Raw genomic sequence first — 11,896 nt, 5'->3', positions numbered from 1 at the left:
ACCTCCTCCTAATCTCTTAATGTTCTACCGGTTAAATGCAAGAAGACATCTTCAAGGCTCGGTGTCTCCATTTGATAATTCGTTAATTGGATCCTTTCACTTTCCGCTGCACGCACCAGGTCACCAAGAATATTAGCACCTTTTTTGCAAATAATTCGGATTCCCTCACTTGTTTCATCAACAAGACGGATATATTCTAAAGACTTGATCTTCTTAATTAGCTCATCACTTGTTTCACTTAAATTGACGCGGATTGTGTCTTCACTCGATAAAATACTTAATAATTCTGCTTTACTTCCAGACGCCACGACTTTGCCATGGTCCATAATATAGACCCGTTTACATAGCTGCTCTACCTCTTCCATGTAATGACTCGTATAAAGTACCGTTGTACCATTTTCTTCATTCAATTTGCGAACCGTTTCAAGAATATGGTTTCTCGATTGTGGATCAATCCCAACAGTTGGCTCATCCAATACAAGGATTTTCGGATTGTGTAACAATGCAGCTGCAATATTCACTCTCCTTTTCATCCCGCCAGAGAATGTTTTCACAAGCTCTTTTTGCCGCTCCTTTAATCCAACCATATCCAGTACATCCTGAATCCGCTGTTCAAGTACATTCTTTTTAACCTTGTAAATTTCTCCGAAAAACTTCAAGTTCTCATAAGCCGAAAGTTCCTCATATAATGCAATTTCTTGCGGTACCACACCAAGCACCTTTCTAATTTCAGCTGGATTTTTTATTGTACTTTTACCATCTAGCTTCACATCACCTGATGTTGGTTTCAGCAAGGAGGATATCATAGAAATTGTAGTTGACTTTCCAGCTCCATTTGGACCAAGCAACCCGACTGATTCTCCTTCATCTAAATAAATGTTAATTTCATCTACGGCTTTCTTGCCCTTATATGTTTTACTTAACTTTATCGTTTCGATCATATGGACACACTCCCTCAATTGGTTGTATTTAAAGCATACAAAAATAAAGACAGCATCACTACTGTCTTTAGTCATTACCAAGTTAATCAGGAATTACTTTAGTCATTTTATTTTGCTAATGACACGTTGTTATTCATACAAGGTTATGTCGTATGGCATAAATAGCTAACTGCGTACGATCCCTTAACTCTAATTTATTCAAAATTTGGCTTGTATTATTTTTCACTGTTCCTACCGATAATCCCAATCGTTCCGCAATTTCACTATTATTAAGCCCCTCACCAATGCACGTTAAAATGGCACGTTCTCGGGGTGTTAAGGAGGGATCGACCGTTTTCTCCACTTGCTTGTTAAGTAATAGCGGCATAACTTTCGCTGCAACCTGGTCCTCTACAGCTAATCCACCTTGGAGGGCACTGCGAATTGATCGAATCAACGAATCTGTATCGGCATTTTTTAGAATATAACCACTAACCCCAATCTTTAGTGCGTTCATGACATACTGATTATTATCAAATGTCGTTAATATTAAAATCCTGGACTTTGGCCAGCGGCTCTGGATTATCCTTGCAGCTTCGATACCATCCATAACAGGCATACGAATGTCTAAAATAACCACATCAAATGACTGCTGCTCACAAAGCTGAATCGCTTCCTTTCCATTGCTTGCTTCCCCTGTTACTCTTATTTCCTCATCTGTCTCTATCATCATTTTTAATCCTTGCCTTACCATCACTTGGTCTTCAGCCAGTAGTATTCGAATCATACACTTCCCCCAGGTCAGCTATTTTTAATAAACCACGGACAATAAATTGTCCATCTGTTTTCTGCACATGTAGCTCGCCACCAGTTTTTTCAATCCGCTCCCGCATGGAAGCTAGACCAAACCCTTCCTGAAATCGATTATCATTTTTTACAGGGTTGTTAATTTCAAAACGGAAAATACTCCCGCCAGGGGCTTCAAACATAACTTCTGCCTCTCTTGCATTACTATGCTTCATGATATTCGTCAATGCTTCCTGTACCGAACGGTAGATGACAAATGACTGTTCTCCCGTAAGTGGTGCCGCAAATGCACCATGCTTAACTGAAAAATGAATGCGAATAAAGCTTTCTGTTTCCAATTTACGAATTAAACGTAAAACTCCGGCAAGCCCACCAACATCTTTACTTTTTAACATTTTTACTGCATTTCGTGTTTCTTCCAGGCTTTGATTCGCAAGCTCCTTCAACGATTCAATTTGCGATTTATCATCTTCTGCTGCTTGTAATCGAAATACTTCAAGCTGCATAAGAAGGGCTGTAAGCTTGTGACCGACAGAATCATGGATTTCATGACCAATTAGAACACGCTCTTCCTGCCTTGCTAATTCTTCATCCGATGAAAGACGTCTCTTCACACTTCGATATTCACTGAGCAAAGCGTCATATCGAGCACGTAGGTCATCATTTTGATACTTTGTTTGCTTATACTTAAAGCTTGCAATTAATAAAAATACAAAGTATATCACGATAAAACCTGTTGTAAAGATAGAGAGTTCTGCAGATAAAAGCAAAGCAATAATCCCTGCCATACCGACCATTACAACAACGCTAACTTGTCGGAAATTCAAGTAGTAACAGGCTTCACCAATAAGCAGAGAAAGAATCAGGATAAGAAAAGGATTAAATCCGTCCCCCTGTGACGGGAATAAAGTAATTACCGCAATACATGTATTCAGGCTGAGCAGAATCATTGTAAATACCGGTTTGTTTGTTACCAATGGCATAACAAAAAAAATGACAAAATAGATTGCAACACCGAGTAAGCGCCATAGTAATTCAACCATACTTACAGAGAAGAATGCTAAAGCAAATATCCATGGACTAATATTAAACAATAGCCATATCCAATATACTTTCATATACGTGTTCCTTTCCTATTTCTGAGGTTATCGTATCAAATTGCGAATTAGAAAACAAATGAGGGAATACATATAAAATAGGGATATGAAATCCATAGTGATTCATATCCCTAAAAGCTATTTTCACTCTATAACAAAGACTCTTAATCGTTTTTCGCTATAACAGGAAGTAAAGGCTCACAAACATCCTTTACGCCTACCAAACCTAAAATCAATGTAAAGCTTTTTTGAATTGCGCGGTGACCATCTGTTGGATCATACCACTCTTCCAGTGTATGTGCTCCTCCAGCATTTCCACCAGTCCCAGTGGTAATAGCGGGGATCTCCAGGCTCATCGGATAATTCGCATCCGTACTACTTGGCTGTCCAAGTCGTGGGTCACCATCTACTGATTCGATTGCAGCCCAAGCCGCTTGCACAATAACAGCATCAGATGGTTGACTTGCAGGCGGCCGGTTACCGAACCGCTCCATTTCTACTGTAAGATCTTCACTTTTCCATCGCTTATTCTCTTCGTCACAAGCATTTCTTACAATCTCTAAAAACGCTTTATCTAATTTGTCGAGTTCCTGCTGATCATTTGAGCGCAAATCAACAAGCATACTAGCTTCCTGAGCAATTGCATTCACCGATGTCCCTCCACGAACCTCGCCAACTGTAAAGGTTGTTTTGGGGTTTGCTTTCGTTTCCAATTGAGCTATCGCTGCAATAGCTCTGCCCAATCCATGTGTTGCACTGGGAGAGCCAAAATCTGCAAAACTATGACCGCCAGAACCTTTGTATGTAATTTGATAACGGTAGCTTCCAGTACCCAAATACGTAATAACATTCATATTCGGTCCATCAATGGATATATATCCGTCTACCATGTTTTCTTGAAAAAATGCTTTTACACCGCGGAGATCGCCAGCGCCTTCCTCTCCAACCGTTCCACCTATGATAATATCTCCAATTGTAGAAATCGATGACGCATTAAGTGCACGAATGATTGCCAATACCTCTGCCAATCCCCTCGTATCGTCTCCAATTCCTGGTGCATATAATTTCCCACCTTTATCTGTTACCGTTGTATCTGTACCTTCTGGAAAGACAGTATCTAAATGGGCCGAAACAAACAACTTCGGTCCATTTCCAATTCCAGGCCGGACCCCAAATACATTCCCTTCTTTATCCATTTTGACATTTTTCAGACCAAGCCTTTGTAGGCGTTTCTTGAAATCTTGAGCCCGAATCTCTTCTTGAAATGGCGGTGCTGGGATTTCTGTAAGCTGAATTTGCTCAGAAACCGTATTTTCATGATCCGACTCTATGAATTTATATATTCGGTTTACTCTTTCATCTGCCACTAATTTCTCATAAGTTTCTCGTACTTTTGGTGATAACATATTATTTCCTCCTTTAAATACATCACTTGAATTTTTTCGCATAGATAAATTCAGTTATTGGCAATATAACAAATGTGAGACCGACTAAAATGAGAAGTGGATAATTCGTAATCTGATTGAAATTGCCAGTCCCCTCTGAAATGAATAAAATGAGACTTGCAAGAACCATTAATACAAAATATCCTATTCTTGCACTTTGTGCCATTATATGAAAATCCATTTCATCTTTTTCTCCGGCTCCTTCATGATTTCCCCACGTTAGAATGTTAAAAATGAATGATAATGCAATGAACGTAAAAAATATCTGGCCTGCATCAAGGGCTTCAAAACGCACCCAGTTATATACAATAAATCCTGCGAATATACAAAAAACGGAGATACTAACAATAAGCATAAACTTCTTTGTTCTATCCATATCCCTTCACCTCATTTAATAGGTATAAATAATTCATCTACGGTAACCTCTAACTGTTTTGCAATATCAAATGCTAATTGTAAACTGGGATCATATTTATTGTTTTCAATCGCATTAATCGTTTGTCTAGAAACCTTACATAGTTTAGCTATTTCCTCTTGAGATAGCTTTTTTGCTTTTCTTAGTTGCCGAATGTTATTTTCCATATTAATTCCCATATTTCCTTTTGTTATATAGTAGTGTTACAAGGTATACGATAGAAATGATTACAAGAAATATAAAAGGACTCATTCCTTCTACGGTCTGCCCTTTTACACTAACCATGTATATAGACATACCAATTTCTATTAGTAAAACTCCTACTATAATCGCGAATGTATACGACATAGCTTTTGCTTTGATAAAATTTTTCCGTTCGTCCCCTTGCTTCGCTAACGAATAGAGTAGCATACCAATAAGCAAAACCATCAATAACAAAAAGCCAAAGAAGATAATTAAAATAAACCAATCCATTATAATCCCCACCTTGATTCATTGAATGTAAAAAGTATTTGACATTTATAATTATAAAACTTTTCAAACATATGTCAAATACTTTTTACATATGTTTATAAAGCAATGAACTTTAATAATCTCTTCTTGAATATGCTTGAGATAAGAAAGCGTTTAGGATAGAATAATTACTGAATTGAATGATAATTTAAAATTTAGATGTGAAAGGAAAATATAAATGACTAAATTAGCCACCAAAGCACCTCAATTTATTATCACTCCACAGATTGCTCTTGTAGATGAACCCTTACAAATCCGATTATCAGGCTGTAACCCAAAACAAACTGTCAAGATACAGGCAAGAAGTACAGACGGGAATCGTAATCCATTTGAATCCTATGGATTTTTTCAAACAGATGAACAAGGTGTTATTGACCTAAGTAAACAAAAGCCTATAAGCGGTACATACGAGGCAATCGATTCCATGGGACTATTGTGGTCCATGAAATTGGATGATCCAAAAAAACATGCATTATTCACAAAGTCTAAATCTACCCCTTTCACGGTGACAATCACCGCTGAATTAAATGGGGATATCATTGCAAGTGTGGATGTTATTCGGGCGTTTGCAGCACCTCACGTATCGAAAACCCAGGTTGACGAGCAAGGAATGATTGGATCACTTTATCAACCAACTGGTCCTGATTCTCATCCGGGAGTACTTATACTAGGTGGGTCGGATGGCGGTATGCGGGAAAGCGCTGCGGCCCTACTTGCTTCCCATGGTTATGCTGCTTTTTCATTAGCGTATTTTGGTATAGAGGATGTTCCGGAAGACTTGGTTAACATTCCGCTTGAATACTTCGAAACAGCTATACACTGGTTACAACAGCAGCCTCATGTCCATGCAAATCAAATTGCTGTGGTCGGCTTCTCACGAGGTGGAGAGCTTGCACTACAATTGGGGACAATGTTTCCTGAAATTAAAGCAGTTGTTGCTGGTTCACCAAGCGGAGTTCGCTATGCTGGTTTACGAAACTTTATGGGAGTACCTGACCCTGCTTGGACCTATGAAAATAAGCCATTAATCTATTTACAGCCGAAGAATAGTGTTTCTTCTTTTTTTAGCTATTTTTCCAAGTTGTTGACTCGTAAACCAATATCCAACCTCTCTGTATTTCATAACACCTTAAAAAATAAAGGACAGATTGATGCAGCACGCATTCCAGTTGAAAGAATCCAAGCACCTATCATGCTAATATCGGGGGGAGATGATCAATTATGGCCTTCCTCTCTATTTTCCAACATGATTATGGAACGCCTCACAGAGAAAAATCACCCGTACCCAAATGTCCATCTGCACTATAAAGACGCAGGCCATTTTCTATGCTTTCCGTTTACTTTTCCTTCTATGCCACCAGAGGTTTTGCTTTCAAATGGACCGTTTACCCTAACATTTGGCGGGAGTGCAAATGCTAATGCTCAAGCTGCTAAAGACTCTTGGCCTAAAATACTAGCATTTTTAGATGAGTCCTTAAGCTAAAATAGTTTTAAATATTTTCTTAGGTAGCTTGAAGACAAAGCTACCTTAAAGTTATTACTAATTCTCGACCGTATAATAAGCTAAATGGACCGGTTAAATTCTATTAACCAGCAATCTCGTAGCTCACCTTCATGAAATTCATGCTTAGGTAAGATTCTAACTTTTTTAAATCCGCATTTTTCATAACATCTTATAGCTCGTGAATTTGTTCGTTGAGGGTCCATTATAACTCTATCAGCTCGCTTTTTCTCAAGTAAATAGTCTACCATTGAACGAACAAGTAATGTTCCAATTCCTTTATTCCAATATTCGGGTTCACCAATGAACTGATCCATTCCATAAGTAATTTCTTCCTGACTATAATCATGTATTGTACTTGTTTTATTATTTACTTGATAAAATTGTATGTAGCCGATAGCTTTTGCTTTATATACAACAATGCATTTAACAACACCGTCATCCAGATTATAAAAATCATTATTGACTTTCTTTAGATCAAAAGGATTGTCCCTTCCTTCATAAAATTCAAGAACAGTAACGTTTGAAAGCCATCTAACCAACAAATGATTATCATTTGTTTGTAATGGACGAACCATTATATTCCCTTTTTCAAAAATCACGGTTTCACCCTCTTTTTTTGAATTATGAATATTTATGCTATACTAATTATAATTGAAAACATTGAAAAGCGGGGAATAAGATGAAAAAAATCCAGTCTGTTGCTTTAATAGGTTTAGGTGCAATCGGCGCTGCTTACGGTAGCAAATTACATACATTATTAGGCAGCGATTTTACAGTTGTCGCAAGCAAGGATAGAATTAACCGCTACACAGCTAACGGACTAGATGTAAATAACACGATGTTTCATTTTAATTATAAAACGCCCGAGACAAATGCTGATCCTGTAGACCTCGTTATTTTTGCTGTGAAAAATGATCAGCTCGAACAGGCTCTTACTGATATGAAATACTATATTGGCCCAGATACAATTATTCTATCACTCTTAAACGGAATATCTAGTGAAGAGGAAATCTATAATCGTAAACAAAATAACCATATCTTATACAGCATGTGTGTTGGTATCGATGCAGTAAGAAGAGATAATCGTATTCGCTTTTCTAGTATCGGAAAAATCTGCTTCGGAGATAAGGATCGAGGCCTCTCGAAGGATGTTCTTGCCGCAAAAGATTTGTTTGAACGCGCCGGTATTCCTTATGAGATACCAGAAGACATCTGGCATACAATTTGGGCAAAATTCATGTTTAACGTTGGTATTAACCAAGTTTCTGCCGTATTACGTGCACCTTATAAATATTTTCAGGAGGTACCTTCACTCCACGAGTGGATGGAACAGGCGATGTACGAGGTTGTTGCCATCTCACAAAAGGTTGGTGTGAATCTGACAGAAGCAGATGTCCATAGCTATCGACCAATTTTAATGAAGCTATCACCAGATGGGCAAACCTCTATGCTTCAGGATATTGTAGAAGAACGTAAAACCGAAGTGGAGTATTTCGCTGGAAAAGTGTGTGAGCTTGGTAGAAAGTATGGCATTCCAACGCCAATTAACGACCAGCTTTATCAGTTGATCCCAATCATTGAGGATATGGCAAGCATAAAATAACTACTGATAATTGTAGTAATAGCAACTAATCAAACGTTTGATTAGTTGCTACTGCCTTTTTACCCATTCGATTTGGAAAAGGAGCATCCAAGCATGACACAGTATATTTATATTGCTTCACCCATGAGATTACCTGTTGGTACGTTCGGTTTAAACCCAATCTCACCAGAACAACCAAACGTATTCGCAAGTGAGTTGGATTTTACACATTTACATTTTGAAAATAATTATGACAGTGAAAGCAAGGAACGTTTTTCCTACAGCCCTCACTTTTCTTTCAAACACCAAGTAACAACTACGAATAACTCGCTACCATTAAAGCACGAGTGGATCTCGACCAAACAATGGAATAGAAAAGAGTTTGAAAGGAAATGCTTAGCATTGCTCTACTCGTATTTGGAGAAAGCTGTTGGAACTGCATATGTCGTTGAATATTTCACCTGTATAAATGGAGAAGAGCATCTGCCGATTTCTGTAAAGCGTAAGAAACACTGGAAAGATATCAAGAAGCCCGATGACCTTATTATAGAGGATCGGGAATTCTGGGAAATCACCTTATAGAGGATGTTCAAAAAGTCGGTGAAAATGACACATCGAGAACAGAGGACCATTGACTAACTCTTCCAACACGTCCTGTTGCACACGTTGAAGTCACCACATCCTATGAAGCTCGTTGACTTGCTTTTTGAACTCGCACTTCTAAGGAAAAGTCGCTCCCCCTCTTTTTGACATTTACTCCTAGAAGTTCTATAATTAATATGATACGATAACAACTAATTTAAGGAGGATGGTTAAAAAATGCATTCAATCAGATTACGTTCCCTAACTTTGAACTAAGTAATTTAATACGTTCAAAGACTCTGTTTGTATAGACAGGGTAAAGGGATTAGTCTGTCCTTTTTTAATCATCTTCATTTTGTATAATATATAGATAGGATGTAGAAAGGTGGGTTTATTCTGCCTTTCTTTATTTTTGTACTCTTTCAATGGAAAATTTGGTATCAGATACGCATCTGTAAATTTGTCATTCACATTTGTTAATGCCTATTTGGCACCTATGTGGCAAGCAAGTTTCCTTCTGGTAATTTCTTTCCATAATAGAAAGAGTCATTTCGTGGACAGCTATCTTAGCTTAACTCCTAACTGAATAAGGACGGGGCTTCTTCCCTTTACTCTAAATCACAGGCAGACTGCCTGTGATTTTTTTATTGGGAAGGATGAGGTAAAACATGACTAAAAAAATGAAAACCGCAAAACGCTTCCATCAATATAACACTGCATTCCAGTGTCCAATTTGTCAAAGCGCTATGGAAGTTATCGACCCGAAGAGCTTCGTATGTTCCCAAAACCACACATTTGATTTTGCCAAACAAGGTTATATCAATATGCTGACACATCAAGTTACTAGTCCGTATAGCAAGGAATTGTTTGAAGCAAGACAAAGAATTATTACAAATAGCAGCTTATACACTATGCTGCATGACACTATCGCACATGTAATTAATCAACAACCACGCACATCAGCTGCTTCTCTGATGGTAGCAGATCTAGGTTGTGGAGAAGGATCTCATTTACAAGCAATTTTAGATAAGTGTATGCAGCCTAAAATTACTGGTGTTGGTATTGATATATCAAAAGAAGGAATTATTATGGCAGCAAAAAATCATGATACACCTACATGGCTTGTCGCGGATTTGGCCAAATCGCCACTTGCCGACAAAGCATGTTCCTTTATTTTAAATATCCTGTCGCCAGCTAATTATCGGGAATTCAAACGGATTTTAACGCCTGGCGGACTCGTTATCAAAGTAGTTCCCGGACCTAACTATCTCCGTGAATTACGAGAGATGCTTTCCCAAAAAACAAAGCATCACAATACAGAAACAGTAGATTTATTTAAAAGGCATTTTGACTTATTAGAAGTCATCCGTGTACAGGATACAGGAGAGCTTCATCAAACAGCGCTTGAAGATTTGGTCCGTATGACGCCACTAACTTGGACTTCCAATCAAGCACAAATCAAGCAATTTTATAGGCAGGATGCAGCTGCAATCACAATTGACTTAGAAATATTAATCGGCACAAATGCATCAACCAGAAATTATATAGGGGGTAAAGCATAATGGAAAAAGTATGTTTGGAACTAGAAAATATAGAACTCACCTTTTTTGATAAAGTCATCTTGGATATACCAAGACTAGCAGTACACCAATTTGATCGAATTGGCATCGTTGGTAAAAACGGAGCTGGAAAAAGTACATTATTAAAGCTCCTTCACGGACAAATTCAACCGGACAGAGGAGATGTGCATCGCTTTTCCGATTTTGGCTATTTCGACCAGTTGGCGGAACCAGTTGAAAAGGAGACGGACTATGAACTATTAGGGAAACTAGCCGTCCCTTCAACTGATATTCGTTATCTAAGCGGTGGAGAACAGACTCGTATGAAACTTGCCCAGCTGTTCTCCACGTATCATGAAGGACTATTAATTGACGAGCCGACTACGCATCTTGACACAACTGGAACAACTTTCTTTATCGATGAGTTAACGTATTATTACGGAGCACTTGTACTTGTAAGCCATGACCGCTTTGTATTAGATAAGCTTGTAACAAAAATCTGGGAAATTGAAGACGGAAAAGTAACCGAGTATACAGGAAATTTTTCAGATTATGTAGCGCAAAAGGAGCTCCAGCATAAACAGCAGCAAGAACAGCACGAAAAATATGTGAAAGAGAAAAATCGTCTCTTAAAAGCTGCTGAAGAAAAGATGAAGAAGGCAGAAAAAATAACAGATGCTAATAAGCGGATGGCAAAAAAGGATACAAAGGCAATGGCAAATCGAATGTTCGAAACAAAATCAAAAGGAACCAGTCAAAAAGCGGTTCAACGGGCAGCGAAAGGTATCGAACAACGTGTGGAACAGCTTGAAGCGGTGGACGCTCCAGAAAAGGAACGCTCCCTACATTTCCATCAAACAGCCGCACTCAAGCTTCATAACAAGTTTCCGATTATGGCAGATCGATTAACATTGGAAGTTGGAAATAACAGGATTCTTAAAGAGGCGAGCTTTCAATTCCCATTAGGCAGTACAATCGCAATTACTGGAAAGAACGGCTCAGGAAAAACAACTTTACTCCAACATATTATACAGCATGGCGAAGGAATAAGCCTTTCTCCTAAAGCTGTGATTGGGGCTTATCACCAAATGAGCTACCAATTCGAAAAGGCTGAAACAGTCCTCGCCTATATGAAGGATAAAAGTGACTACAATGAAAGCAAGATTCGTGCAGTGCTTCATGCCATGAATTTTACAGGCAATGATCTGAAAAAGAAAACTTCTGCGTTAAGTGGTGGTGAAGCCATTCGACTGGTATTATGCCAGCTTTTCTTAGGAAGATACAATATACTCATTTTAGATGAGCCAACTAATTTTCTTGATATTTTTTGTATCGAAGCACTAGAGCGATTTTTAAAGGCATATGAAGGAACGGTTATCCTTGTCTCACATGACCGTACATTTACAGAGCGCGTTGCTGATACAGTCTTTGTCCTAGAGGATCAGCAGCTGAAATTAACCGATCTTTAACGT

General features: G+C 38.3%; 13 protein-coding genes. 5 read left to right on the top strand and 8 right to left on the bottom strand.

Going from position 1 to position 11,896, the window contains the following annotated elements; all coding sequences use genetic code 11:
- Positions 1 to 8: 8 nt before the first annotated feature.
- The 7 genes from MHH64_RS04575 to MHH64_RS04545 form a co-directional block, all read right to left on the bottom strand.
- Positions 9 to 941, bottom strand: a complete 933-nt coding sequence (locus tag MHH64_RS04575; protein ID WP_095311944.1) for an ABC transporter ATP-binding protein — start codon at positions 939 to 941, stop codon at positions 9 to 11.
- Between the two features lie 133 nt (positions 942 to 1,074).
- The gene (locus MHH64_RS04570; protein WP_340002757.1) at positions 1,075 to 1,707 is read right to left on the bottom strand and encodes a response regulator transcription factor; all 633 of its coding nucleotides are present in this window, start codon (positions 1,705 to 1,707) and stop codon (positions 1,075 to 1,077) included.
- A complete protein-coding gene (locus tag MHH64_RS04565; protein WP_340002756.1) occupies positions 1,685 to 2,845 on the bottom strand; it encodes a sensor histidine kinase in 1,161 nt (386 codons plus the stop codon). The genes MHH64_RS04570 and MHH64_RS04565 overlap by 23 nt, the downstream gene beginning before the upstream one ends.
- A gap of 143 nt (positions 2,846 to 2,988) precedes the next feature.
- A complete protein-coding gene (locus MHH64_RS04560) occupies positions 2,989 to 4,230 on the bottom strand; it encodes a M20/M25/M40 family metallo-hydrolase (protein ID WP_340002755.1) in 1,242 nt (413 codons plus the stop codon).
- A gap of 22 nt (positions 4,231 to 4,252) precedes the next feature.
- Positions 4,253 to 4,645 carry a hypothetical protein gene (locus MHH64_RS04555; protein WP_340002753.1) on the bottom strand — a complete coding sequence of 131 codons (393 nt, stop codon included), beginning with the start codon at positions 4,643 to 4,645 and terminating at the stop codon, positions 4,253 to 4,255.
- Between the two features lie 11 nt (positions 4,646 to 4,656).
- Positions 4,657 to 4,851, bottom strand: a complete 195-nt coding sequence (locus tag MHH64_RS04550; protein WP_340002752.1) for a helix-turn-helix transcriptional regulator — start codon at positions 4,849 to 4,851, stop codon at positions 4,657 to 4,659.
- 1 nt (position 4,852) lies between these two features.
- Positions 4,853 to 5,158, bottom strand: a complete 306-nt coding sequence (locus MHH64_RS04545) for a hypothetical protein (RefSeq protein ID WP_095311933.1) — start codon at positions 5,156 to 5,158, stop codon at positions 4,853 to 4,855.
- Between the two features lie 217 nt (positions 5,159 to 5,375).
- Between MHH64_RS04545 and MHH64_RS04540 the strand changes: the two genes are divergently transcribed.
- Entirely contained in the window at positions 5,376 to 6,680 is a 1,305-nt protein-coding gene (locus MHH64_RS04540) for an acyl-CoA thioester hydrolase/BAAT C-terminal domain-containing protein (RefSeq protein ID WP_303448253.1), read from the top strand.
- Positions 6,681 to 6,760: 80 nt separating this feature from the next.
- Here the strand turns inward: MHH64_RS04540 and MHH64_RS04535 are convergent, their stop codons facing one another.
- Positions 6,761 to 7,300, bottom strand: a complete 540-nt coding sequence (locus MHH64_RS04535; protein WP_240033769.1) for a GNAT family N-acetyltransferase — start codon at positions 7,298 to 7,300, stop codon at positions 6,761 to 6,763.
- A gap of 80 nt (positions 7,301 to 7,380) precedes the next feature.
- Between MHH64_RS04535 and MHH64_RS04530 the strand changes: the two genes are divergently transcribed.
- From MHH64_RS04530 to abc-f, 4 genes are all read left to right on the top strand, one after another.
- A complete protein-coding gene (locus tag MHH64_RS04530; RefSeq protein ID WP_340002751.1) occupies positions 7,381 to 8,304 on the top strand; it encodes a ketopantoate reductase family protein in 924 nt (307 codons plus the stop codon).
- Between the two features lie 93 nt (positions 8,305 to 8,397).
- Complete coding sequence (locus tag MHH64_RS04525) at positions 8,398 to 8,865, top strand: hypothetical protein (protein WP_340002750.1); 468 nt, start codon at positions 8,398 to 8,400, stop codon at positions 8,863 to 8,865.
- A gap of 668 nt (positions 8,866 to 9,533) precedes the next feature.
- Positions 9,534 to 10,427: a putative RNA methyltransferase gene (locus tag MHH64_RS04520; RefSeq protein ID WP_340002749.1), complete on the top strand. Its 894-nt coding sequence runs from the start codon at positions 9,534 to 9,536 to the stop codon at positions 10,425 to 10,427.
- Positions 10,427 to 11,893, top strand: coding sequence for an ABC-F type ribosomal protection protein (gene abc-f / locus MHH64_RS04515; RefSeq protein WP_340002748.1), 1,467 nt, complete (start codon positions 10,427 to 10,429; stop codon positions 11,891 to 11,893). Before MHH64_RS04520 ends, abc-f begins: the two co-directional genes overlap by 1 nt.
- The last annotated feature ends 3 nt before the right edge of the window (positions 11,894 to 11,896 follow it).

Source organism: Oceanobacillus sp. FSL K6-0127, from assembly GCF_037983385.1.
Lineage (GTDB): Bacteria > Bacillota > Bacilli > Bacillales > Amphibacillaceae > Oceanobacillus > Oceanobacillus profundus.
This window is presented reverse-complemented; position numbering and strand designations above follow the sequence as displayed.

Coding starts and splice junctions, on each gene's coding strand:
- MHH64_RS04555 (WP_340002753.1), bottom strand. CDS start 4,645: ATGGATAGAACAAAGAAGTTTATGCTTATTGTTAGTATCTCCGTTTTT.
- MHH64_RS04560 (WP_340002755.1), bottom strand. CDS start 4,230: ATGTTATCACCAAAAGTACGAGAAACTTATGAGAAATTAGTGGCAGAT.
- MHH64_RS04575 (WP_095311944.1), bottom strand. CDS start 941: ATGATCGAAACGATAAAGTTAAGTAAAACATATAAGGGCAAGAAAGCC.
- MHH64_RS04525 (WP_340002750.1), top strand. CDS start 8,398: ATGACACAGTATATTTATATTGCTTCACCCATGAGATTACCTGTTGGT.
- MHH64_RS04565 (WP_340002756.1), bottom strand. CDS start 2,845: ATGAAAGTATATTGGATATGGCTATTGTTTAATATTAGTCCATGGATA.
- MHH64_RS04540 (WP_303448253.1), top strand. CDS start 5,376: ATGACTAAATTAGCCACCAAAGCACCTCAATTTATTATCACTCCACAG.
- MHH64_RS04550 (WP_340002752.1), bottom strand. CDS start 4,851: ATGGAAAATAACATTCGGCAACTAAGAAAAGCAAAAAAGCTATCTCAA.
- MHH64_RS04545 (WP_095311933.1), bottom strand. CDS start 5,158: ATGGATTGGTTTATTTTAATTATCTTCTTTGGCTTTTTGTTATTGATG.
- abc-f (WP_340002748.1), top strand. CDS start 10,427: ATGGAAAAAGTATGTTTGGAACTAGAAAATATAGAACTCACCTTTTTT.
- MHH64_RS04520 (WP_340002749.1), top strand. CDS start 9,534: ATGACTAAAAAAATGAAAACCGCAAAACGCTTCCATCAATATAACACT.
- MHH64_RS04570 (WP_340002757.1), bottom strand. CDS start 1,707: ATGATTCGAATACTACTGGCTGAAGACCAAGTGATGGTAAGGCAAGGA.
- MHH64_RS04530 (WP_340002751.1), top strand. CDS start 7,381: ATGAAAAAAATCCAGTCTGTTGCTTTAATAGGTTTAGGTGCAATCGGC.